This window comes from Amycolatopsis sp. NPDC102522, assembly GCF_055584485.1.
Genome location: NZ_JBVJLY010000002.1, coordinates 571,582 through 597,025, shown reverse-complemented (window position 1 = coordinate 597,025; position 25,444 = coordinate 571,582). Strand labels below are relative to the sequence as shown.

At 62.4% G+C, this 25,444-nt stretch carries 11 protein-coding genes; 10 read left to right on the top strand and 1 reads right to left on the bottom strand.

All coding sequences use genetic code 11. The features are described from left to right. Nucleotide 1 precedes the first annotated feature (1 nt). A complete protein-coding gene (locus ACZ6YV_RS08625; RefSeq protein ID WP_465509025.1) occupies nucleotides 2-1,468 on the bottom strand; it encodes a DNA-3-methyladenine glycosylase 2 family protein in 1,467 nt (488 codons plus the stop codon). A gap of 105 nt (nucleotides 1,469-1,573) precedes the next feature. On the opposite strand from ACZ6YV_RS08625, the gene ychF reads away from it, so the two are divergent. The 10 genes from ychF (at nucleotide 1,574) to ACZ6YV_RS08575 (ending at nucleotide 24,445) form a co-directional block, all read left to right on the top strand. Next, the gene (gene ychF / locus ACZ6YV_RS08620; protein WP_378239815.1) at nucleotides 1,574-2,656 is read left to right on the top strand and encodes a redox-regulated ATPase YchF; all 1,083 of its coding nucleotides are present in this window, start codon (nucleotides 1,574-1,576) and stop codon (nucleotides 2,654-2,656) included. A gap of 364 nt (nucleotides 2,657-3,020) precedes the next feature. Next, nucleotides 3,021-7,403 carry a BREX system serine/threonine kinase PglW gene (pglW, locus tag ACZ6YV_RS08615; RefSeq protein WP_465509024.1) on the top strand — a complete coding sequence of 1,461 codons (4,383 nt, stop codon included), beginning with the start codon at nucleotides 3,021-3,023 and terminating at the stop codon, nucleotides 7,401-7,403. Nucleotides 7,404-7,448: 45 nt separating this feature from the next. Next, nucleotides 7,449-9,131, top strand: a complete 1,683-nt coding sequence (locus tag ACZ6YV_RS08610) for a DUF262 domain-containing protein (RefSeq protein WP_465509023.1) — start codon at nucleotides 7,449-7,451, stop codon at nucleotides 9,129-9,131. Nucleotides 9,132-9,269: 138 nt separating this feature from the next. Next, nucleotides 9,270-10,385, top strand: a complete 1,116-nt coding sequence (locus ACZ6YV_RS08605) for a DUF262 domain-containing protein (RefSeq protein ID WP_465509022.1) — start codon at nucleotides 9,270-9,272, stop codon at nucleotides 10,383-10,385. Nucleotides 10,386-10,387: 2 nt separating this feature from the next. Further along, nucleotides 10,388-10,885: a HEPN domain-containing protein gene (locus ACZ6YV_RS08600; RefSeq protein WP_465509021.1), complete on the top strand. Its 498-nt coding sequence runs from the start codon at nucleotides 10,388-10,390 to the stop codon at nucleotides 10,883-10,885. 106 nt (nucleotides 10,886-10,991) lie between these two features. Next, nucleotides 10,992-14,630: a BREX-2 system adenine-specific DNA-methyltransferase PglX gene (gene pglX, locus ACZ6YV_RS08595; protein WP_465509020.1), complete on the top strand. Its 3,639-nt coding sequence runs from the start codon at nucleotides 10,992-10,994 to the stop codon at nucleotides 14,628-14,630. Next, nucleotides 14,627-18,367 carry a DUF6079 family protein gene (locus ACZ6YV_RS08590; protein WP_465509019.1) on the top strand — a complete coding sequence of 1,247 codons (3,741 nt, stop codon included), beginning with the start codon at nucleotides 14,627-14,629 and terminating at the stop codon, nucleotides 18,365-18,367. The genes pglX and ACZ6YV_RS08590 overlap by 4 nt, the downstream gene beginning before the upstream one ends. After that, a complete protein-coding gene (gene pglZ / locus ACZ6YV_RS08585) occupies nucleotides 18,364-21,030 on the top strand; it encodes a BREX-2 system phosphatase PglZ (RefSeq protein ID WP_465509018.1) in 2,667 nt (888 codons plus the stop codon). The genes ACZ6YV_RS08590 and pglZ overlap by 4 nt, the downstream gene beginning before the upstream one ends. After that, a complete protein-coding gene (gene brxD, locus ACZ6YV_RS08580) occupies nucleotides 21,027-22,346 on the top strand; it encodes a BREX system ATP-binding protein BrxD (RefSeq protein WP_465509017.1) in 1,320 nt (439 codons plus the stop codon). Before pglZ ends, brxD begins: the two co-directional genes overlap by 4 nt. Then, nucleotides 22,343-24,445 carry a DEAD/DEAH box helicase gene (locus ACZ6YV_RS08575; RefSeq protein WP_465509016.1) on the top strand — a complete coding sequence of 701 codons (2,103 nt, stop codon included), beginning with the start codon at nucleotides 22,343-22,345 and terminating at the stop codon, nucleotides 24,443-24,445. Before brxD ends, ACZ6YV_RS08575 begins: the two co-directional genes overlap by 4 nt. Nucleotides 24,446-25,444 lie beyond the last annotated feature (999 nt).

Below are 25,444 nucleotides of genomic sequence, written 5' to 3'. Positions count from 1 at the left end.
TTCAGGCGCGCCACAGGTACATGCCGGCGTACGAGGACCAGGGCTGCCAGGCCCGTCCGCGTTCGGCCAGCGTCGTTTCGTCGTCGGTGATGCCCAGCGTGGCCGCTCCCCGGCGCAGCGCGGGATCACCGGTCAGCAGGACGTCCGGCGCGCCCAAGACGCGCATCAGGACGTAGTCCGCGGTCCGGGGCCCGATCCCCGGGAGCTCCAGCAGCTCGGCCCGCAATTCCTCGGGATCGCGGCCGACGTGGACCGAAACCCCGTCCGCCAGCGCGCGGGCCACCGCGGCCACCCGTTCCGGGCCGTGCTCGGCGACCTGGGCCGCCGTCGGGAACAGCGTGGTCAGCCCTTCCAGTGACTCGTCGCAGCTGGGCATGCGCTCGCCGAGGGTGTCGGCGAGCGACGCCGCCTCGGCGGGGGACAACATCGCGCGCAGCACGAGTTCGTCCCCGTCGACGGCGCCGGGCACCCGGATGCCCGGGATCGCCTCGACCAGCGGCGCGAGCGCCGGGTCGGCCCCGAGGACCCGCGTGACCGCCTCGGGGTCGGCGTCGAGGTCGAGCAGCCGCCGTACCCGCGCCACCGCGCTGCTCAGGTCGCGCAGGTCGGTGAGCCGCAGGTCGCTGCGGACATGGTCGTCCTTCATGGTCAGCCACACCACGCCCGAGCCGTGCGCGAGCCGCAGCGTGCGTCCGTAGCCGGTCACCCCGGAATCGTCGCGCGTCACGTGCTCGACGCCCGGGATGGCCCGGTCGGCCAGGAAGTTCAGCACCCCGGCCGCGTCGAATGGTTTGCGGAAGGGCAGCCGCAGGCTCAGCCGGGTCCCGGTCGGCGTCTCCAAGGCATTTCTTTGATCGACACTGCGTCGTCCGCGACGCAGGCTCGCCGCGCGAAGCTGCGAAGGCGTCGTCGCGAACACTTCGCGGATCGTCTCGTTGAACTGCCGGACACTGGAGAAACCCGCCGCGAACGCGACGTCGGTCAGCGGGAGCCCGGACATCTCGATCAGCAGCCGTGCGGCGTGCGCCCGGTGCGCCCTGGCCAGCGCCAGGGGCCCGGCGCCGAGTTCCGCGGTGAGGACGCGCCCGAGCTGGCGTTCGGAATAGCCGAGCCGCCGCGCGAGCCCCGGGACGCCGTCGCGTTCGACGGTCCCGTCCGAGATGAGCCGCATCGCCCGTGCGGCGAGGTCGGCCCGGATGTCCCAGTCGGGCGAGCCGGGGACGGCGTCGGGGAGGCAGCGGCGGCAGGCGCGGAAGCCGTTGGACTGCGCCGCGGCCGACGTCGGGTAGAAGCGGACGTTCTGCTGCTTCGGCGTCGACGCGGGGCAGGACGGGCGGCAGTAGATCCCGGTGGTGGCGACGGCCATGATGAACTGCCCGTCGAACCGGGAGTCGCGGGCGGCGACGGCGCGGTAACACCGTTCGGTGTCGCGCCACACGGCCCGTTCGGCCAAGGTCTGTTCGGTCATGACGTCGATCGTGCCACCAGGTCGAGAGCCCGGCTGGCGGAAATCCGACACGGCGATCAAGGCCTCGGCGGATGGGGTGATGGGCGGCACGTAGACTTCTGGCCCGTGAGTCTCACCCTCGGCATCGTCGGCCTGCCCAACGTCGGCAAGTCCACCCTGTTCAACGCGCTGACCCGCAACGACGTGCTCGCCGCGAACTACCCGTTCGCCACGATCGAGCCCAACGTCGGCGTCGTCCCGCTGCCGGACCCGCGGCTGGACGAACTCGCCAAGGTGTTCAGCTCCGAGCGCACCGTGCCCGCCGTCGTGTCCTTCGTGGACATCGCGGGCATCGTGAAGGGCGCGTCCGAGGGCGCCGGGCTCGGCAACAAGTTCCTCGCGAACATCCGCGAGGCGAACGCGATCTGCCAGGTCGTCCGGGTCTTCGACGACCCGGACGTGATCCACGTCGACGACCGGATCGACCCGGCGAGCGACATCGAGACGATCAACACCGAGCTGATCCTCGCCGACCTGCAGACGCTCGACAAGGCGCTGCACCGGCTCGAGAAGGAGGCGCGGACGAAGAAGGAAGCCAAGCCCGCCCTCGACAACGCGCTCAAGGCCAAGGAGATCCTCGACTCGGGCCGGACCCTGTTCCAGGCGCAGAAGGAGGTCGACTTCGAGGTGCTGCGCGAGCTGAGCCTGCTCACCACGAAGCCGTTCCTTTACGTCTTCAACGCCGACGAAGGCATCCTTACCGACGAGTCCCGTCGCGAAGAGCTGGCCAAGATGGTCGCCCCCGCGGACGCGGTGTTCCTCGACGCGAAGGTCGAGTTCGAGCTGCTCGAACTGGACGACGAGGAGTCCGTGCGCGAGCTGCTGGAGTCCGTCGGCCAGCAGGAGCCGGGCCTGTACTCGCTGGCGCGCGCCGGTTTCCACACCCTCGGCCTGCAGACCTACCTGACCGCGGGCCCCAAGGAGTCGCGCGCCTGGACGATCCCGCAGGGCGCGACCGCCCCGCAGGCCGCCGGCGTCATCCACACCGACTTCGAGCGTGGCTTCATCAAGGCCGAGGTCGTCTCGTACGCCGACCTGATCGAGAACGGTTCCATGGCCACCGCCCGTGCCGCGGGCAAGGTGCGCATGGAGGGCAAGGACTACATCATGTCGGACGGCGACGTGGTGGAGTTCCGCTTCAATGTCTGACCAGGCAAGAAGCTGACCCCTGTCGAAAGCCCACAAAGCTTCCTGCGCGTAGTGCGACTGCTGAGCGGGGCCGACTTCAGGTCGGTTCCGGCGAGCATCGAACCCGCGAACTGCGGCTTGACGGGGATGGAGTTCCGGTGTTAGCCAGACGCACCAGCACGCTGGGGCGCGTTGGTGGAACAACTTCGCAGGCCCAGCACTTAGGACCGCTGCGGGGTGGTAACGGCACCTGGCATTTGGCGGCTATCATGCTTGCAGCTCGGGCAAATGACGCAGGGAGGGCAAGACGCCCGGGCAAGTTCCGACGTGGTATACGGGTAGCATCGACTGGTTACTTGCCCCACGAGCACCGGGAGCTTCGACCGTGGTGAATGCGGATAGCCCGAAAAACATCACGGGCGGCCCCCGACAGGAAGTCCAGCGCTGGTTCCAGCCCAAGAAATCCGAATTCCACTGGGAACAGGATGGGCTGGACTTCATCAGGAAGCTCATGCCCGACACCGAGCCGTACCGTGCTTGGGCGACCTTCTCTTTCACCGCTGCTTCCGGCCGGATCAACGAATGCGACCTGCTCATCGCTGTTCCTGGCGGCCTGTACTTGCTAGAGTTGAAAGCTCATCCCGGACGAGTGACGAACACCGGTGCCAGTTGGCGTGTCCACGACCAGGGCACAGGCAAGATCCGCACCTTGCCCAACCCGCTACACCTGACGGATCTGAAGTCCAAGGAACTAAAGGGCCAGCTTCAGCGAGCGGCCCAGGCCCTTGGCATCAAGCACCGGATCCCGTGGATCGAGCCCGCGGTGTTCCTTACTGATCCCGGCCTCGAAAGCCAACTGGACGAGTTCCAGCGGCCGGGTGTGTACGCGAGAGACGTTTCCAACGGTCTACCAGCGCTCTGGGACGATCTCCTGGCACGCCCGCCGCATCGTGAGGCGAACCGGATCACTCCGGAGTTCGCCCGTGACCTGAATCGGCTGCTGACCAAAATCGGCATCCGGGCAGGTTCAGCGCATCTTCGCTACGCGGACGATTGGAAACTCGCTTCCCGGCCCCTGGACACCGGGTCGTTCTGGGAAGACCGCCTGGCAGTCCGGGATGACAGGCAGGTATCGGAACAGGGACGTCTCCGGATTTACCTGGTCAGCGAAGGTTCGAGCGCGACGGACGCACAGAAGGCCCATCGAGCGGCGCTCCGTGAGTATCAGGTACTGCAGGGCATCAGTCATCGCGGCATCGTTCAGGCGGTGCAGTTCAAGGAACACCAGGGACGGCCGGCGATCCTGTTCCGGCACGCCGAGTCAGACCTGCGGCTTGCCGACTACCTGACGACGTTCGGTAAGGCAATCCAGCCGGAAACGCGGCTTGACCTTGTCCGCCAACTGGCCGAAGCGGTCAGGTACGCACATCAGCGGTCGCTGTACCACCGGGCCTTGTCTCCACGATCGGTGTATGTGAGTTGCAGGAAAGACGGTTCGTCCCCGGTCCTTCGGCTCACTGATTGGCAGACCGCCGCGCGTGATTTCGAGACGAGCAGCCTGCGCTCGATCGGCGACTCCTCGCTGGACGGCGCATTCATCGAAGACACAGCCCAATGCTATCTGGCCCCGGAAAGCGACCAGGCTTATCCGGATCCTGTGGACCTCGACGTGTTCGGAATCGGTGCGGTCGCGTATCTGATCCTCACCGGTCAGGCACCGGCTGCCCAGCGCTCGGATCTCAAAGCCAGGCTGGCGAGCGACGGGGGTCTTCATCTCGTCGCCGTGGACGACGGTCTGCCCGACGAACTCGATGCCTTGATCCACCATGCCACTCGAAGTGACATCGCACATCGCCTCGATTCGGCGGACGCCTTTCTTCAGGAACTCGACGACGCTGAAGAAGAATCCGTCCCGGAACGCCCGACTCCGACCACGACGGAGATCGATCCGCTAACCGCGACCGCGGGCCAATCGCTGAACGCGGTTTGGTCAGTGCGCAAAGTGCTCGGCACGGGCGCAACCGCCCGTGCGCTGCTGGTCGAGCGGCTGATCGAAGATGACAACGGTGATGTCAGCGTCGAAGAACGCGTGTTCAAGGTCGGTCTGGACCAGGCGAAAGCCCAACACCTGCACGAGGAAGCCGAAGCGCTGCGCAAGGTCGGCGGTGGCTACATCGTGAAGCTGCGTGGTGAACCGTTCGAAATCGCGGGACGCACGGTGCTTGACCTCGAGTATGCGGGCGAGATTTCGCTCGGCAAGCGCCTACGGGAAGAGGGTCGGCTCAGTTACCACGAACTCGAGCGCTTCGGTGCCGACCTGTTCTCGGCGTTGGACCAGCTCGCGTCGGCGGGAATTTGGCATCGCGACCTGAAGCCGGACAACCTCGGTATCTACCTGCGGGCAGACCGCTCCAAGCAACTTAAACTGTTCGACTTCTCGCTGAGCGCGGTGCAGCTCACCAAGACCACAGCTGGCACGCGCGGCTATCTAGACCCGTTCATCGGCACCGCACGGCGCCCCGAATTCGACGCACACGCTGAGTGGTATGCCGCCGCAGTCACCCTGTACGAGATGGCGACCGGGGAACGCCCACGCTGGGGTGATGATCTCACCGCACCGGAAATGGGCCAGGAAGAGACGCCGGTCTTCGCTGCGGAAATGTTCGAGCCGGCACTGAGCGACGGACTCACGTCGTTCTTCCGACGCGCACTGCATCGGGAAGCAGGACGTAGATTCGACACATTGCGTCAGCTCGAAGACGCTTGGCGAGCCGTGTTCACCGCAGCTGAGGCCACAGCGCCGGCGACGACCCCCGCGACAGCAACTATCGACGTCGCCAGCCCTGCGGACGTCGAACAAGCGCGCGACGACGCTGCGGAAACCGCAACCCTGGAGACACCCTTGCAAGCGGCTGGCTTGTCTCCCAAGGCCGTCTCGGTGGCTACTGAACACGATGCCGCGACCGTCGGGGAACTGTTGAAGGTTCCGCTGTACAAGATCGTGCGGGCGAGGGGAGCGGGGTCGCGAATCCGGCGTGAGCTGAACAAGCGGCACAAGCAGTGGACAGCCCGGCTGCTCCGAGCGGTCGCGACGACCGAGCCCACCGAGCCGCCGGCTCCGCTTGAGTCACCCTTGGACACGGCGTACCTCGGGGTCGACGAACTAGCTGGCCAGCTGACCCCTAAACGGGGACGGAAGAACTCCCGAAAGCATGAAGTCGTGCGGTTGGTGCTGGGTTTGCCGGCGCCGGAGGGCGTGGACCCTCTGCCTGACGAGTGGCCGACCCAGAAGGTGGTGGCTACGCATCTTGGCATGACTCAGCCAAGTGTGTCGCGGGCCTACGCCGAAGCGATCAAGGCTTGGCGCGCGACGGACTGGCTGATACCGATCCGTCGGGAGCTGGCCGGGATCACGGATGAATTGGGCCGAGTCGCCACTGCGCGCGAGCTCGCTGCGGAGTTGCGAGCACGCCACGGTGCGGTGAGCGAAGATTCTCAACGAACCCTCGAAGACGCTCTTGCAGTGGTACGCGCGGCCGTGGAAGCCGAGCTTGCGCCAGCCACCGACGACGAGTCCGAGGAACCCCGCCTAGCTGTGCTGCGTAGAAGTACGGTGTTGATCGCCTGCGAGTCCCTGAATGGTTCGGACGATCCCACGCCGAACGAATTGGCCGACTACGCCGTCGCACTGGGCAACGCGGCTGAAGAGTTGGCTGGGATAGACCCGTTGCCCAGCTCAGCGACCGTGCTACGCACACTACGTGCGATATCTCCGCCCGAAGGGCTGCGTCCGCTCGCAGACACGCGCCTGGTGGCATTGGCCGCCGCGATGAGCCAGACCGCGGCCGCCTCGCGACGGCTCGAGCTTTACCCTCGTAACCTCGATTTCGTTCGCGCGTTGCGGATCACCCAGGCCGCGGCCGGCTTGCGTGCGGCTGGGATCTCGCTGGAAGGCCTGCTTGGCAGGGTGCGCACGCGTTTCCCGGACATCGAACTGGGCAATCCCACCTACTTGCAGGTACAGGATGCCTTGCGGCAGGCGGGCAGTCAGCTTGAGTACGACCCGACGACGGCACGTTTTCTGCCACCGAATCAATCCTGGCGCCAACTGGGCACTTCTTCACAGTCGTCCAATCAGCTTTCATCGGTGGACGCCATCGCGGTGGCGACCGGCCGCGATCCGAACGAGCGGCTCTCCGCTCACCTGCACGAAGCAGCTGAGCGCGGGGCGTTCCTGGCGTTGACCGTGCGGGCGAAGCTGGCGCCGGGAGTGGCCGTAGCGATGGCGAACGAGTTCGGTGCGGTACGTCGGGACATCGGAAGACTGTTCCTCGCGGAGTTCAGAAAGCTGGCTGGTGAGAAGAACCAGGATTGGACCAAAGTGCTGGCCGCGGACGCGCGGTTGGACAGCCACGGCTTGGTGCCGCGCGGGCTCGCCTCCTATGTTTCCGTTGTGTGGCAGCGAGTACGTGTTGAGCTCCAGAAGAGTGCGGCTGAAGCCGGTCCGCGCGGCATTCTGTTCCTCCATAACGCTGGTCTCCTCGGCCGGTACTTCGACGCCGGTGGCCACAAGCTGCTGACGGACTTGCAGAAGGCGGCTCGCCGTCCGGCGGAGCAGCCGCACGGACTGTGGCTACTCTGCCCGTCCGACGCGCCCCGTGACGCACCACGACTGTCCGGCAGGTTGGTCGAGATCCTCGGCGATCACGAACGGGTGGTACTGCGGCCGGAGTTTCTGGACGGTCTTCGTCAGTCAGACGTGGCTTGATCGCCGTTCTGTAACAGCTTGAGGGCAGATCGCGAGAATGATCGTATGGCCAGGACAAAGATCCAAGCGGCGGAACATCCTGTCGGTGACATCTTCACGGACGACTACCACTTCACCATCCCGCGTTATCAACGTCCGTACGCCTGGACGACAGAACAGACCGGCGAGATGTTCGACGATCTTCTCGCGGCATCCTCGGCCAAGGCGTCGATCAACGAGGCTGATCCGTACTTCCTCGGAAGTATCGTCTTGGTGAAAGCGGAGGACGCAGCGCTGGCCGAGGTCGTGGACGGACAGCAGCGGCTGACCACCCTGGCCATCTTGCTGAGCGTGCTCCGGGAAAACGTCTCCGAACCGTTCGCGAACTCGCTCGACGCGCGCCTGTTCCAAAAAGGCGATCCGATCAAACGGACCGTCGATCAGCCCCGCCTCCGGCTGCGAGATCTCGATCAAGGCTTTTTCGAGAAGCACATCCAAGAGCGCGACGGCATCTCCACGCTGGCCTCGCTGACCACCTTTTCTCATTCCGACAGCCAGCGCAACATCGTGCAGAACGCACTACTCCTCCTCGAGCGTTTGGCCGAACTGAGCAGCAACGAGTGTGAGCAACTGGTCACCTTCATAGACCAGCACACCTACCTCGTCGTGGTCTCGACCGAAGACTTCGAATCGGCCTACCGCATCTTCACTGTCCTGAACGAGCGCGGGCTCAATCTCACCCACACGGACATTTTGAAGGCCGAGATCATCGGCGCAATCCCGGACGCGGATCAGGACGCCTACAACACCAAGTGGGAGTCTGAAGAAGAGGACTTGGGACGGACCGACTTCGCCGATCTCTTCTCCCATATCCGCATGGTGTACGCGAAGACCAAGGCGAGAGAGTCGATCCTCAAGGAATTCAGATCCGCCGTTCTGTCCAAAGTTCCTGACGGCAGGAAGTTCATCGACGACATCCTTGTTCCCCTGTCAGACGCGTTCGAGATCGTCACCCGCAGAGATTACAAGGCGGAAACCGGAGTCGGCGAGGTCAACCGACTGCTGGGTTGGCTCAAGCTGCTGGACAACACCGACTGGGTACCTCCCGCGATCAGCTATCTGAGCAAGCCGACCGCTGACTCGCAGACCCTCTGTCGGTTCCTCGCCGATCTCGAACGACTGGCGGCCAGCATGCTCATCCGACGTGTGGACATCACTCGCCGCGTCGAGCGCTACGGCCGGGTCCTCGACCACATCGCAAAGGATCTCGATCTCTTCTGTGGCACATCACCGCTTCAGCTCGACGAATTCGAGCGAGCGGAGACTTTTGCGAGGCTGAACAAGGAGATCTACACCGTCACCCGCGTGCGCCTCTACGTACTTCTCCGGCTCGATTCCGCGCTGTCCGCGGGCGGCGCCATCTATGACCATCCGCTGATCACGGTGGAGCATGTGCTGCCGCAGAAACCTGCCGTGGACAGCTCTTGGGAATCCGCCTTCACCGTTCAGGAACGTGCATACTGGGTGCACCGGCTAGCCAATCTTGTTCTGCTACCGCGAAGGAAGAACGCGCAGGCCAGTAACTACGATTTCGACGTCAAGAAGACGAAGTACTTCAGCAAGTCGGCGGCTTCGCCGTTCCTTCTCACGATGCAGGTTCTCGACGAACCGGACTGGACGCCGGCCATCCTGGAAGAACGCCAGGAGCAACTTCTATCCTCGTTGAGCGCCCTGTGGAGGCTCAATTAACCGGTAGTTCTGCCGTCACCGGCCAGCCGGGGAATTGGGCCATACGAGTGATGCCAGGCGACCTATGTAGCGCAAGATCGACTGGGTACGATTACGGCTGCGTAGCCGAGGGAGAGGAGGCACGCAAGCGTGCCAACGATGGATGAGTCCGGTACAGAGGTCAGCGAAGCCGTGGACCTCACCGACGAGGAACGTGCGGACCTGCTCCGGGCCGACGCGCAGCCGCTGACGGTAAGCTATTCCGGGCAGGATTTCGACGTGGCCGGGCTGGTGCAGCGGCTTAACAAGGACAGTATTCTCATTCCTCAGTTCGGCCAGGAGGATGCGCGAGTCGAGTCTGCGGGCTTCCAACGCTCTTTTGTCTGGAATCGGCCCCAGATGGACCGTTTCATCGAGTCTTTGCTGTTAGGATATCCTATCCCCGGAATTTTTCTTATCCGGCAGCCGGATAAGCGCTACCTGGTCCTCGACGGCCAGCAACGCCTGCGTACGCTGCAGTACTTTTACCGGGGTATCCATGCGGGTAGCTCGTTCGCTCTGAAGAATGTTTCGAAGCCGTATGTCGACCTGACTTACAACGCCCTCGACGAGGAACAGCGCAGGCTGGTCGATGACACCTTCATTCAGGCGACGATCGTCACAACCGACGGCAGTGAGAAATCGCTGGAAGCGATCTACCAGATATTCGAACGGCTTAACGCTGGTGGTACTCAACTTACCCCGCATGAAATCCGGATGGCGTTGTACTCCGGCGAGTTCGTCGACTTTGTCAATCGATTGAACCAGATGGCACCGTGGCGGCTGCTGTATGGGCGCAAATCGCCCCGAGTTCGCGATCATGAGTTGATCTTGAGAATCCTGTCGCTCTACCTTTCGGTGGAGCCCTATCGGCAACCGCTGAAGAAATATCTCAATAAATTTGTAGCCGAACATCGAAGCTTTCAGGGATTCGACAGTAAGAAAGTTGCAACGCAGTTCACTGTTGTTGCCGAATTATTGGCAGATGCGGTTGGTCGAGCTGCGCTACGGCCATACTCCAAACAGATGAACGTGGCGTGGGCCGAAGCGATCTTCGTGGGTGTTCTTCGTCGAATCAACCGGGATCCCAGCATCTCGGCAGAGTCCGTTCGCGGTGTCGTGGAAAAGTTGCGCGATGATCCTGATATGCGAATATCCACCACTCAGGACGTTTCTTCGGAGAGTCACGTCAAAATGCGGCTGAAAATCGCAACAGACCACTTCTCGGAAGCTTGATAATGACCAATGAACCATGGCCTCCGCGAACGATAACCGCCTTGCAGGTATCACTGAAAGCTACCAAGCTCCTGATAGCTGAACCTTCCCGAGATCAGTCTGATGAGGTTGAACGATCACTCGTCCGTTACTTTGTTGTCCGTACTTGCGGCTATTTGGAGCAGGTTGTCCACGAGTGTTGTAAGGCCCATATGCGTGGCAAGTCTGACCCGCGAACGGCGAAGTTTGCTACCAGTTGGCTCGGTCGTGGTGGCAGTAATCCAACGCCGAGTAAGCTCGTCGAATTGGTTGATCGGTTTGACGCCGCCTGGGGAGCCGAGCTCTCAGATTTCTTCAATCAGGACGACGAGCTACTCAAGCGTGAAATCGCCTTCCTGGTAGCTCGAAGAAACGCGATCGCGCACGGCATGAGCGAAAACCTCGGGGCGCGCAAAGCCCTCGACCTCGTCGACGCGACGCAGCAGGTCGCGAACTGGTTCATCGACCGTTTCAAGCTGTGACGACGCGTCAACACCACGCGAGACCGGGGAACGTCGTGCTACAGACCACGACGACTAAGCTGGACGAGTGGAACACGGGAGTGACTTGGTAAGTGTGGCAGGTGGCGTGGATGCCCAGGCGCTGCTTGCTGACCTGCGTAAACAGCTTGTGATCCTGGAGGGCGATCTCCGAGAGCGCAGCGAGGAGACAGGATTCGCGGATGGCTTGCGTGCTGAGTATGACGAAGCCAAAGAGGCGTCGCGCCTCGCGTCCACGTACGAGACCTGGCGCGACGAGCGAGTCACCCAGACCGCGGTGGCCTGGATCTTGGGATGCGTCTTCGTTCGGTTCTGCGAGGACAACGGCCTGATCGCCGAGCCTTTCCTGGCTGGGCCGGGCGAGCGGCTGGCGATCGCCGAGGCCCGACACGAAGCGTACTTCCGTGACCACCCTCAGTTCAACGACCGCGACTGGCTCGAAGCCTCGTTCACCCACTTGGCGGAATCTCACCCCACTGTGACTGAACTATTCGACCGGCGCAGCAACCCGCTTTGGAGGCTCACACCGTCATTCGGTGCGGCCAGCACTCTGCTCGCCTTCTGGCGCCGGCGTAGCCCGGACGGTCGGATCATCCACGACTTCACCGACGGAGACCGGAAGACCCGCTTCCTGGGTGACCTCTACCAAGATCTTTCGGAACACGCGAAAAAGACCTACGCGCTCCTGCAGACACCAGAGTTCGTCGAGGATTTCATCCTCACGCTGACCCTGGAGCCCGCCATCGAGGAGTTCGGCCTGGAGCCGGTGGTGGAGATCCACCGTGAAGGCGGCGGTGTCGAGCGAACCCTCCATGGCCTGCGAACCATCGATCCCGCCTGTGGCTCAGGTCACTTTTTGCTGGGCATCTTCCATCGCCTGCTCGCCCACTGGCAGACCGCGGCTCCCGGCGTGGACATCTGGGAACTCATCCGCCGGTCACTGGACGCGGTACACGGTTGCGACAAGAACCCCTTCGCGGCCTCGATTGCTCGCTTCCGTCTGCTGGTCGCAGCCATGCACGCCGGCGGCGCACAGCAGCTCCGCACCGCACCGAACTTCCCCATCAACGTCGCCGTTGGCGATTCACTCCTGCACGGTCGTGGTGTGATCGGCAAGCAGGAGAAGCTGTTCGACGTCGGGACTCGACGGCCGCAGCACACTTACCAAACCGAAAACGTCAACGAGTTTGTCGAGTCCATCGACCTACTGGGGCGGTCCAGCTACCACGTCGTCGTCGGTAATCCGCCTTACATCACCGTGAAAGACAAGCAGGAAAACCAGAACTACCGGGATCGATACAGTGCATGCGCCGGGACCTATGCTCTCTCCGTTCCCTTCGCGCAGCGGATGTTTCAGCTGGCGATCCGCCGATCAGGTGCCGCCCGAGACGCTGGTTTCGTTGGGCAGATCACCTCGAACTCATTCATGAAGCGAGAGTTCGGCAAGAAACTCATTGAAGAGTTCTTCCCCACAGTTGACCTCTCGTACGTGATCGACACTTCCGGTGCCTACATTCCCGGACATGGCACCCCGACCGTGATTCTGATCGGTCAGAACCGTTACGGGCGCGCCGAGGACACCGTGCGCGCTGCGCTTAGTGTTCGCGGTGAGCCAAGTCAGCCTACGGATGCTGCTAAAGGATTGGTGTGGGCGGCTATTGTCGCTCAAATTAACAAGGCGGACAGCGAGTCCGATTGGATTTCGGTGGCCGATGTTGCGCGAGGTTCTTTCGGTAATCACCCGTGGTCCCTTAGCGGTGGAGGGGCGTTCGATTTGCAGGAGACCTTGGAGAAGAATCGGACCCGCCTTTCGGTGCGAGCAGATAGTGGATTTCGGGCAATTACCGGACTGGACGAGGTCTTCGTTCTCCCTGAGCGTGTGCTGTCAAAGATGGAAGCACCCTTCCGAGAGTATATTACCGGAGAAGACGTTAGAGATTTTCGCAACGCATCTAGTTTCACTATCTACCCATACTCGACACCGAAAAATTCAATTCCAGTCAAGGTGCAACAATGGATGTGGGACTGGAAGACTAACCTTGAAGATCGGCGACGGTTCGGTATACCTTTTCGAGAACTTGAGAATTCCGCCTGGTGGGAGATGCGGGAGTTCTACTCAAAAAGATTTCGACCTGGGCCGATAATTTTGTTTGCTTTTGTTGCGACGCATAACCATTTTACAATAGAACGTGCAGGGGCAGTGGCGAACAGGGCTGCTCCTGTGGTGCAATTGCCGGAAGGCGCAAGTGAAGATGACCATTTGGCGCTGTTAGGCATATTAAACTCGTCGACGGCTTGCTTCTGGCTCAAGCAGGTGAGTCATGATAAAGGTAGTCAATCCGGTACGGGTGGCTTCATGCACGACGAGTGGGAAAGGTTCTATGAATTCACCGGAACCAAGCTGCAGGAGTTTCCGTTGCCTGCCGAGCTTCCGTTGAAGACTGGACGCGCGCTCGACAATTTGGCGCAAGAACTGGCCCGTCAGGAACCGTCCTCGATAGCAACGGAAGGTACGCCGACTCGCGAGTGGCTGGATGCGGCTTTTGTGGAACATGAGCATATTCGTGGTGGGATGATCGCGCTACAGGAAGAACTGGACTGGGAGACCTACCAACTTTACGATCTTCTCAGTGACGGAGAAGCCGCCAGCCTGCGCGCCAAGTCCGAAGATTTGCCGGTGTTGAACCTGGGGGAGCGGGCCTTCGAGATCATTCTCGCTCGGGAGGTGGCAACTGGCAAAACCGAGACTGTCTGGTTCGAACGCCATGGCTCAACCCCCATCACCGAGATCCCAGCCCACTGGCCCGAGACCTACAAGAAGGTCGTCCAGAACCGGATCGACACGATCCAAAAACGTCGGGACATAGCGCTTATCGAGCGACCGGAGTGCAAGCGGCGCTGGTCGACGGAGCCGTGGGAGAAGAAGGAACGCGAGGCGCTCAAGACCTGGCTGCTCGATCGCTGCGAGGACAAGCGCCTCTGGTTTACCGTGCGTGAGGGCCTGAGCGAACCACGGACACTGACGGTCAGTCAGCTTGCCGACCTCTTGCTCGCTGATCAGGATTTCACCTCGGTCGCGGCCTTGTACGCGGGTGATCACCTCGGCAAGCGGGATATGGCCTTGGTCCAGATCCTCGAACAGCTCATTGCCGACGAGCATGTCCCGTATCTGGCCGCACTCCGCTACAAGGACTCCGGCCTGCGAAAACGTGCTCAGTGGGAAAACGTCTGGGCGAAGCAACGCGAGGAGGACCTCGCAGGGGAACGACTCGACATCGACGTGCCACCGAAGTACACCTCTGCGGACTTCCGGCGGAACGCCTTCTGGTCGCACCGCGGCAAGCTCGACGTACCGAAGGAACGCTTCATCTCCTACCCGGGCGCGAGCCCGGACGCTGATCAGACGCTGCTGCTCGGCTGGGCCGGATGGGATCACAAGGACCAGGCTCAAGCATTGGTGAACCTGGTCAACGACCGCACCAGTCAGGCAGGGTGGGAGATCGGCCGGATCGTTCCGCTGGTCGCAGGCCTGGCCGAAGTGCTGCCCTGGGTCAGGCAGTGGCATGGTGAGTACGACGAGGAGTGGCAAGGCAACCCCGCCGAGGAGTACCAGGCCTTCCTCGACGATCAGCGTGCCCGGCACCAGCTGACCATCGAGACGCTCAAAGCATGGCGCCCGCAGGCGGCCACACGAGGACGGAAGACGAAGGGGAGCGCGGACGCGTGAACGGCGAGATCTATCTCCGGGACGTACTGAACATCCCGGAGTCGGTACATTCCGGCAACTTCAAGGTCGACCTCACCGACGGCTTTACCGAGACCGCCAAGATGGTCGACGACTATGTGATCACCGACCAGCTGAAGACCGCGTTCGGCGATGCCCTCACTCTCGTGCGCGCAGCCGTCCGGGACGGCAACTCGCACGCGGCGTACCTGCACGGATCATTCGGCTCCGGTAAGAGTCACTTCCTCAGTGTCTTGCACGCCGTCCTCAACAACCACTCGGCCGCGCGGGAAAAACAGCAGTTACAGTCTGTTGTCGCCAAGCACGACGAGTGGTTGCGCGAGCGCAAGTTCCTCATGGTTCCTTACCACCTCGTCGGTGAAACCGACCTCGACTCGGCACTGCTGGGTGGATATGTGCACACGGTCCGTAAGCTGCGGCCCCAGGCTCGGACCCCGCCGGTATACCGGTCCGCGATGTTGCTCCGCGATGCCCAACGGCAGCGGGAATTCCTCGCCGACGATGCCAAGTTCGCGGAGTGGCTCGGTTCGGCGGCAGAGGGCGTCGACGATCTTCCCGACCTTGACGACGTGGATAGCGGCCCCGTCGAATGGTCGTCCAGCGCACTGGACACCGCCTTCGCCGCATCCGCCGGAGACCCGCATCACGACGCACTGGTCTCAGCGCTGATGTCGGGCCCGATGAAGTCGTACGCCCAGGGCGCACGTGGTGACAAGGACGCCTTCGTGCCGCTGGAGAACGGGCTATCGGTGATCAGCCGCCACGCCAAAGAACTCGGCTATGACGGCGTCATCCTGTTCCTCGATGAGCTGATTCTCTGGTTGCAGGCGAACATGTCCCGGCGCGACTTCGTCAACGAACAGATCGGTAAGTTGGTCAAGCTGATCGAGTCGGGTGACGCCGATCGCCCGGTGCCGATCATCTCGTTCGTTTCACGGCAGCGTGATCTGACCCAGCTGATCGGCGCCGACGTGATGGGCGCAGACGTGAAGAACCTCGAACAGCAGGTGCAATACCTCGCCTGGCGGTTCGACACCATCAACTTGGAAGACCGCAACCTTCCGGCGATCATCAAGGAGCGGGTGCTCAAACCCCGTTCAACGCAAGCCCGGGCACAGCTGGACGCGGCGTTCGCCGATCTCAAGTCGGCCAAACCCGGTGTCCGCGACGTGCTTCTGGACTCGACTGGCGCTACCCGTGCGACCTGGGAAGACTTCCACGACGTCTACCCGCTTTCACCGGCCCTGCTCAACGTGTTGGTGGCGCTGTCCGGCGCACTACAACGCGAGCGCACCGGGCTCAAGCTCATCGAGGACATGCTGCACCAACGGCGTGCCGACATGAAACTCGGTGAGCTGCTCCCGCTCGGTGACCTATGGGATGTGCTCGCGCAGAGCAGTACCGCGGCGTTCACCGATCGTCTCCGTAAGGAAGCCGAGGCGGGGCAACGGTTCCACAACAAGGTGCGGGTCTACCTGGAACAAAAGTACGGGTCGGCCGATGACCCTCGCTATCGCGCGGACGATCGGCTTATCAAAACATTGCTGCTGGCGTCGCTTGCCCCTGAGGTGCCTGCGCTTGCCAGGCTCACCGGTGCTCGGCTGGCCGCGCTGAACCATGGATCGATCCGGTCGCGCACAGTCGAAGCTGGTGCGGTGGTGATTACTCGGCTTCGTGAGATCCAGGCCGAATTCGGTGAACTTCGATCCGAAGGAGACGAAGATCCGGTCTTCGCACTGCACCTGTCGGATCTGGACGTCGAGCCGTTTCTCGACGCTGTCAGTGAGATTGACACCGCAGGGGCTCGCCGCATCTGGGTGCGAGATCAGCTCTGGGCGGCCTTAGGAATCAAGGATTCGGGAGCATTCGTCTGCGAACGCGAGATCATCTGGCGTGGCAGCAGGAGGATTGCCGAGTTCGTTTTCGAGAACGTACGTGACCGGCAAACTCTGCCCAAAGAGCAGTTCCTGCCCACCGTCGAGGGCCGGATCCGATTCGTCCTCGACTACCCGTTCGACGAGCCGAACCACAGCCCCACCCAAGACCTCGGCCGAGTACGTGACCTGCAAGCCGAGCGCGTCCAGGGTGCGACGATCATCTGGCTGCCCCACTTCTGGTCTGAGCAGCGTTCCGGGCAGCTCGGTCGGCTACTGCGCATCAGCTATCTGCTCGAACGCAACCGACTCGATGACTACGCGGCGAACCTCTCCACCGATGACCGGATCCGGGTTCGGCATCAGATGGAGGCTCAACGCGACAATCTCCGGTCGCAGCTCGGTAACGTGCTGAACCAGCTTTACGGTATCTCTCGTCTCGACGAGGCCAACGTAGGGCACCCAGCAGGTGAAGACGGTCACGTCTTCACTCTCTACCCCGGGCACGAGGTACGACTGCAAGGCGGCGCAGGGTTCGAGTACAACGTGCTTGCGCTTTCGGACGACCTGTTCGCCACGCTCTACCCCAAACACCCGAACTTCGATCCCAAGAACGACCGCAAGGCCGTCACAGTCGGCGAGCTGCGCAACGCCTTGACCTGGTTGGGAAAGGCCATGGAAGACGGTGGCCGAGTCGTACTGGACAAGAGCCAGCTCGCACCGGTCAAGAAGATCGTGCACCCGCTCGAACTGGCCGAAGTCCATGATGGACCTCTGAACGTCATCACCGAGTGGCGCCGCAGGATCGACAAAGAAGCTGCGAAAGCAGGCATCACCGGGGACTATGCTGTCGAGGACATCCGTCGCTGGATCGAGGACTTCGGCTGCACCGGCTTGGACAAGAACGTCGGAAATCTGATCATCGCCAGCTATGCGCTCCTAGCCGACCGCGCCTGGGTATACCAGGGCATCGTGCAGGCCGAGCCGCCTGGTCTGGAGCAGATCGGCGCCAACTGGTCGTTGCGAGCGCAAGAGCTGCCTTCGGAAGACGAGTTTCAGCAGGGCCGCGCCCGAGCGGCCGCAATCTTCGGCATAGCCGTCCCTCCCGTGCGGTTCGCCCGGAACGTCGCCAAGCTCGCGGCCTCGGTAGCCGAGCAGGTCTCCTTTTACGAACAGGCTGTGTTCGGTGTGCACAGATCCCTCGCCAAGCACGCGCGCGAACTCGGTATCGACGAGCCCGCGACGGCACCGAGGGTTCGGTCCACCCGCGCCGCGGGTGAGCTGATCGCCGGACTTGTCGGGGTGAACGATCCGACAGCGCTGGTGCGCAAACTCGCCTTGGCTCCTGATCCCGAAAGCGATAACGCACTATCTCGGACCATATCCTCGGCGCCACAGGTGCTGGAAGCACTGGACAACACGGAATGGGAGCCACTGGAAAAGGTCCGTCAATTCCTTGGCCGGACCGACAGCATCGGGGAGCGATCCGAACGACTCCTCGCCAGAATATCCGAGACGGCGACGTCCATCGAGCTGTCCAGGCAACTCGCCCCGGTCCTGGAAAAAGCCCGTGGCGAGGCGGTCGGCATTATCATCGATGCCGCCGATAACGGTCCTGGCCCGGATCCCGCACCCGGACCCAAGCCTCCTCTCCCACCGGATCCAGAACCCGAACCGGATCCGCCTGTTCGTCCCCCACTTCGAGTACCCGCGGGGGCGGGCCCGGTCGTGCTGGCTGGTGTACTCAAGGACGTCCAGAGCGAGATTCGCGCCTACTCGGACGAACACCCGGAGGCGATCATCGAGATCGAGTGGCGAGCCACCACGGACGGATCGCCACGATGACCGCAACTCCATCGTCCGTGGCTCCGACGGTCAATCAGCGGATCCTGGAGTCGCTGCTGCAGGAGCATCTCCCCAACGCGAACGGACGTCGCCTCGTACTTGTCCACGGCAGCTACCAGCCGGGTGCCGCGGTCGAATTCACCCTGGACCGGCGGCAGGTCAGAGTGGTCAACGAAGACTCCGTGCTGGGCGTGGTCGCCGCCTGGCTGGATCATCAGGACAACGCCAAAAGAGATGCCATCCTCGTCGTGATCACCCGAGTCGCTGACGATGAACTCGACTGGGAGCTTCGAAGTCACGCGATCAAACTGGGAAGCCTCCCGGTCGATCCGACCGAAATCCTCAAGCTCAGGTTCGGCGCCAAACGCCTGGATCCGCGCGTCTGGCAGACCCGCTGGCTGGCAGACGCCCTGATCGACGCTGAGCCGGCGGCCGGCTGGCCGCGCACCGGGACGGTGCTGACATACGAGTCGGCGATGCGTGCGCTGGCGAGTCAACGACTCAACATGGATACGACATCCCTCGACGCCGACGGACTACTCGATTGGTCCCGGAGTACCCCGGGGCCCGCTCGTTTCACTGAGCTGTCCGAAGCAGAGAGCGAGGGGTTCACCCAGTGGCTCGGTGAGACCGTAGGACCTGCCGCTGTGCCGTTGCTCGCGCTCGTCGCCCTCGGGAAGGGGACGGACGCCACCGCTCTGGGAGTGCTAGGGTCCGCGCTGAACGATCCGGAGGCTCTTCCCGATGTCGCGGTGGCGGTGGGCGGGCTGTTCCCTGGCATCAGAGGTGACGATATCCGGGCCTTCGCAAGGGCTGTGGAAGGTGCCCTGACTCGCTGGAGTGTCGCTCCGGCGAACGGCCGTGACCGGGCGAGTGAGGTGCTCGCCGTGCTCCGACGCGCTGATGAGCTCGCCGAGCGCGCCGGCCTCCGTCCGGCGCTGGCAAGCAACGTACTGCTGCCCTCCGCGTTCCGCTCCAGGATCCGAGCGGTTGCCGAAGCGCTCCCTGATGCGAAAGCGGCGGAAGCGGCCCTGACGAAACTGACCGAACACCGGCTGTCGACCATGTTCGGCGACCAGGAACGCGCTGCTGTGATGGCCGTGCGGCTGGCCAGGTGGAGTGGCTCACCTGAACCCGCTGTCGACTCGGTTGCCTCAGCGGTACATCAACAGCTGGCCGAATGGGGCTGGGTAGACCGAGCCCTCTCCGTGCTGTGGTCTGGCGACAGCGACCACGATCCGCATGTCGAACGTGCTTATCAAACGGTGTGGCAGGCCGCTGCCGCCAGGCGGTCACGGCTGGACGAGCGGTTCGCGACAAAGCTGGCAGCTTGGGTGCCCATCGCGTCCTCGATCTCGAGCCAAGGATGCCTACTGGTCGAAGACGTGCTTGCCACGGTCGTCGCACCACTGGCCGGCAAGCGTGCTCCGCTGGTCGTCGTGGTGGACGGGATGAGCAGCGCGGTGGCCATAGAACTGGGCGAGGAGCTGGCCGAGCGGCAGGGCTGGATCGAAGCCTCGCCGTGGGAACAACGAACCACCGCGGTGTCGGCGATCCCATCGATCACCCAGATCAGTCGTGCTTCGTTACTCAGTGGAGTGATGACAAGCGGCGGTCAGGCAGTGGAGAAGGCAGGGTTCGCGACTTTTTGGGCGAGCCGTCGCAAAACCGGGCGACTTTTCCATATGGCGGAGTTGGGGGGCGTCGCAGGTCACCGGCTCAACCCGGAGCTTCTCGGCGCATTATCAGGTACCGAAGTGGTCGCTGTCGTGCTGAATACCGTCGATGACGCGCTGGATCACGGCAGGGAGAGCTCCGATCCGCAATGGCAGTTGTCCGGTATCAGGTACCTGCCGGAACTACTGGCCCAAGCCCAGAGCTACGGACGTCCAGTAGTGCTGGCTGCGGACCACGGACATGTACTGGAGCGAGGGGCCACAGAAACACCAGCTCCAGCAGGAGAAGATTTCGGTGCACGATGGCATACAGGTACCCCGGGTCCTGGTGAGGTCGAACTGGCCGGGCCAAGGGTCTGTGCGGGCGATGGCCGCGTGGTCGTACCGTGGCGAGAGGACATCCGGTACACCCATAAACGAGCGGGCTACCACGGCGGCGCCGCATTGGCCGAAATGACCGTGCCCGTGCTGGTGCTTCTACCCTCTGCGGAGGCCTTGCCTCCCGGGTGGCGACTCCTGTCTCCTGAGGTGGTGCGCCCGGACTGGTGGTCGCCCGCACTTTCGGTGCAGACTGAGCTGGTCAAGCAATCCGCCAAGCCTGCCAAAGTCACCAAAGAACAGACGCCGAGCTTGTTCGACATGGCAGAGCAACTCGAGCAAACCGAGCAACCCACACCGGCCAGTCTCGGGCAGCGGATTATCGGCACTGACGTCTTCAGCGCACAGAAGAGATTCGTCCGGCGGGCGGATACCGCGGCAGTCGCGATGGTTATCGACGCGCTGGACACGGCCGGTGGAACCTTGTCCACCGCGGCGATTGTGGCGAAGGCGGGCAGAGCGGCACGCAATATCGACGGTTTTGTGACGACGTTGCAGCGGTTGCTCAACGTCGAGGGATATCAGGTCTTCGAGGCGATCGATTCAGGCCGCAGTGTCAAATTGAACCTGCCACTATTGCGTGAGCAGTTCGGTGTGGAGAGTCCATGACCCCGGCGATCAGTGTCGCACGACGACGGGAAGTCCTTGACGCCCTGCGCCGCGGCACCGTGCCGAGGTCCGGGCTCGACCTGTTCGCGGTGGGGCTCGACCGGTTCAGTGGGACGCTCGATGACGACTTGGCGGCGATAGCGACCGGTGGCGCGGCTTTTCACGCCATCCGCGGGGAGTATGGCTCGGGCAAGACGTTCTTCGCGCGGTGGCTTGCCGAGCGGGCCAAGCGCGCGGGGCTGGCCACGGCGGAAATCCAGATCTCCGAGACCGAGACGCCGCTACACAAGCTGGAAACGGTGTATCGGCGGCTCATCGAGCGGCTCGCCACTTCGACCCACCAGCCGAGCGCGTTACGGCCGATTGTCGACTCATGGTTCTATACGCTCGAAGAAGAGGTTCTGGACGCTGGCGAGATCGCGGATGACGACGAACGCCTGGCGATTGCTGTCGACGCGCTGATGGAGCAGCGGCTTTCCGATGTCGCACGCACGACACCGGCGTTCGCCGCCGCTTTGCGCGGCTACCGGCAGGCTCAGCGCGAGGGAGACACTGCGACGGCCGAAGCGCTGATCGCGTGGCTGGGTGGACAGAAGTCGGTCTCAGCCACAGCGCGCCGGGTGGCCGGTGTGCGCGGCGATCTTGATCATTTCGCCGCGTTGGGATTCTTGCAAGGCTTGCTGACGGTGCTGCGAGACTGTGGGCACCCTGGGTTACTTGTTGTCCTGGACGAAATCGAGACCCTGCAGCGTGTACGCGGAGACGTCCGGGAAAAAGGCCTGAACGCGCTGCGTCAGCTGCTCGACGAGATCGACTCCGGTCGTTTTCCCGGCCTGTTCTTGGTCATCACCGGAACGCCCGCCTTCTACGACGGCCAGCAAGGTGTACAACGTCTGCCGCCTCTGGCTCAACGCCTGGCCACCGACTTCACGACCGACGCGAGGTTTGATAGTCCGCGTGCGGTCCAGCTCAGGCTCAGCGGTTTCGACCTGGAACGATTGGGAGAACTGGGACGTACTGTCAGAGACCTTTACGTGGGCTCCGCCAAGCAACCAGACCGGATCTCGACGAAGGTTGATGACGCCTATATTACCGAGTTGGCCTCGGCCGTGACCGGTGGACTTGGGGGACAGGTCGGTGTTGCTCCCCGTGTCTTCCTGCGCAAGCTGGTCCAGGATGTCCTGGACCGGGTGGACGAGTACGCCGACTTCGACCCCCGTGTCCACTATCCGGTCACCGTCAAGAACTCCGAACTGACCGAAGTCGAACGCAACGCCGCGGCGAGCGCGGACGACATAGACCTGGACCTGCCGTGAATGCCGCCCTGGATCGGCTGCATCCAGCGCTGGTGTATCACGTTGTCAACTCTCTCGGGTGGCCATCGCTACGCCCGCTGCAAACCGACGCGGTCGCCCCCATATTGGACGGCCAGGACGTGATATTGCTCGCCCCGACAGCAGGAGGAAAGACAGAAGCGGCGGTTTTCCCTCTGCTCAGCGCGATGGAAGAGGGGCAATGGCGTGAGCTTTCGGTGCTGTATATCTGTCCTCTGCGTGCGCTTTTGAACAACCTCCAGCCGCGCTTGGCCGGCTACGCACACTGGTTGGGGAGATCGGCCGATGTGTGGCACGGTGACGTGAAGACGGGTGACCGCAAACGTATTCAGCGGGAGCGACCCGACATCCTGCTGACTACGCCCGAATCGCTTGAAGCGATGCTCGTGTCCACCAAGGTTGATCCGCACGAGTTCTTCGCTCAACTTCGAGCCGTCGTCGTCGACGAAGTCCACGCCTTCGCAGGGGATGATCGTGGCTGGCATTTGCTGGCTGTTCTGGAGCGCCTCTCCAAGCTGGCCGAAAGGCCACTGCAACGCATCGGGCTGTCCGCAACGGTCGGCAATCCCGCTGAACTTCTGGTTTGGCTTCAAGGATCAGGTACGGACCGGAAGAGCCAGGTCATCGCGCCAAGAGTAACTTCTGTTGGCACGGGTGCAGACCTGACCGTCGATCATGTTGGCACGATCAACAACGCCGCGAAGGTCATCGCCACCCTGCATCGTGGTGAGAAACGACTGGTCTTCGTCGACAGCAGACGACGTGCGGAAGAACTTGGTGCGTCGTTGCGAGCGGCGCAGGTGACGACCTTTCTCTCACACTCATCGCTCTCTGCCGCTGAGCGAGGCCGGTCCGAGCTGGCGTTCGCAGAAGCGCGGGACTGTGTGATCGTCGCGACTTCCACCCTCGAACTGGGTATCGATGTCGGAGACCTGGACCGGGTCATCCAGATCGACGCGCCGAGGACGGTCGCGTCGTTCCTCCAACGACTCGGCCGAACTGGACGCAGAGCAGGCTCGACCAGGAACTGCCTCTTTCTCTGCCTCGAGCCTGATGCGGTGCTGGCAGCGGCGGGGCTGCTGGAGCGATGGGCTGCGGGATGGGTCGAGCCCATCGCCGTACCACCGCATCCCCGGCACATCGCTGCGCAACAGATCCTTGCCCTGGCGCTGCAGGAGAAAACGATCGGTACACACACCTGGCGCGAATGGTGGGGTCAGCTTCCGCTGTTCGACGAGCATGCAGACGCGATCATGAAGAATCTTCTAATAGAAGGCTACTTGGAAAGAGATGGTGCGATGGCGTTCATCGGACCACAGGCGGAGAAAAAGTTTGGCCACCGGTACTTCTCCGATCTGCTGGCCGTATTCAGTGCTCCTCCACAGTTTACCGTGCTGGCCGGCCGCGAGGAAATTGGCGCGGTCGGTGACGATGTACTTCTCGCGGATGAGCATGACGGACCACGTATCCTGCTGTTGGGGGGACGAGCATGGAAAGTTGGCTACATCGATTGGAAGCGACGACGGTGCTTTGTCGAACCGAGTGATCTGCCGGGACACGCGAAATGGGGTGAGGGGGGAGGCGGACTTTCCTTCGATCTGGTCCGTGCTCAGCGAGCAGTGCTGCTGGGCACTGATCCAGTCGGGGTAACATTCACTCGGCGCGCCGAGGCTGTCGTCAGGGAACTACGGGAACGCCATTTTAATGATGTTGCGAAAGATGCGTTGATTCTTCGCCGGAAAGGCCAAGACCTGCGTTGGTGGACTTGGGCAGGTACGGCTGCGAATCGGACATTGCATGCTTCGCTGCCGACTGTAATGGATCCGCGACAACGCATCGGTGATCGGTACTTGCGGTTCTGTTCGGATCCTTCGTCTGACGACATAAGTGCGACGCTGGCGTCTCTTCAAGTGCTACGTCATCCGCAGGTCGACAAGCGTGCCATGAATGGTCTCAAGTTCGCGGCGGCGCTGCCGGTAGACCTGGCAATGGAGACCGTGGCTGAACGGCTTTCTGATCCAAGCCATGCGCGACAAACCCTTGATGAACCTCGACGTTTTGTCATCGCCAGTGATCTGTAAGGGTGCCGCTTGCGCCTAAAGGGGTGAAACAGGTGTCGATCACGTATAGTCCCACCGGCTGACTTCTGTGACTACCTGAACAGTCGCTATTGAGCTGTTGGATTTTGACGATGAGTGCCATCGCTCGCGAGATTGCTCACGACGGTTTGCTGAAGGTATTCATCACTAGATTGCCAATGGCGGTGAACGGGCTATTCGGAAACGCGCTTCCGAAAACGTGAATTTGATTCCTGATGTGCGCCCGTCTTGGCCAAGAGAGTTCTGCCTATTCCGGCGGTGTCCAAAGAAACGAGGTCCCGGCCTGGCTGTGACTGGTAGAGGCATGTTGGTGAGCCAGAGGCTCTGCTCGAATAAATTCATTCAGATCGAAAGTTTTGCGCCACGTGCCAAAATTAGTTTAGACACAGGTATACTGACCTGTTGTCGCCAACGTCTCCGGCGGAGTACGTCGATTGCTCAACGCGCCGGATTGCAGGTGATCAGTGAGCCAGTGAACAGACCATGTTTGTGCGGCGAGAAGGAGTGGCTCCGCGGTGGTCGTGGTTGCTGGGCGCTCCGATAAGTCCAAGCGCCCCAGATGTTGGCGGCGAACGCGATTCTTGTGTCCGGAGCAGGTTTGTTGGATCGGTAAAGTGTCGGCAATGGCTGCGGTGCCCTTGCGTGACCATGTTCCCGTCGATGCCTTGTGCTTCGTCGGAGTTGGCTAGGGTTTTTACGGGTGTAGGTGGGTGTGGCCCAGGCTGTAGGCGGTGGCCATCTCGATGGCACAGCCTTCTCGCTCGATGATTTAGCCTGAGTGAGTGTCCAATCGTCTGGGCTGGCTTTTGGGCGCCTTGGCGAGGCATCCTAAGGCGGCGACGCGGGCACGTCAGGGTGTCGAAAGCCTGCTGTCGCGTGGGCAGGATTTGATATTGGGTGATGATCACCGGCGAACTGGCAAGGCGGGTGAAACCTCACCGCGCCAGCCCTGCGCCAAGGCTGTCGTGAGTGATTTGGGTC

Coding starts and splice junctions, on each gene's coding strand:
- pglZ (WP_465509018.1), top strand. CDS start 18,364: ATGACCGCAACTCCATCGTCCGTGGCTCCGACGGTCAATCAGCGGATC.
- ACZ6YV_RS08600 (WP_465509021.1), top strand. CDS start 10,388: ATGACCAATGAACCATGGCCTCCGCGAACGATAACCGCCTTGCAGGTA.
- brxD (WP_465509017.1), top strand. CDS start 21,027: ATGACCCCGGCGATCAGTGTCGCACGACGACGGGAAGTCCTTGACGCC.
- ACZ6YV_RS08625 (WP_465509025.1), bottom strand. CDS start 1,468: ATGACCGAACAGACCTTGGCCGAACGGGCCGTGTGGCGCGACACCGAA.
- ACZ6YV_RS08610 (WP_465509023.1), top strand. CDS start 7,449: ATGGCCAGGACAAAGATCCAAGCGGCGGAACATCCTGTCGGTGACATC.
- ACZ6YV_RS08605 (WP_465509022.1), top strand. CDS start 9,270: ATGGATGAGTCCGGTACAGAGGTCAGCGAAGCCGTGGACCTCACCGAC.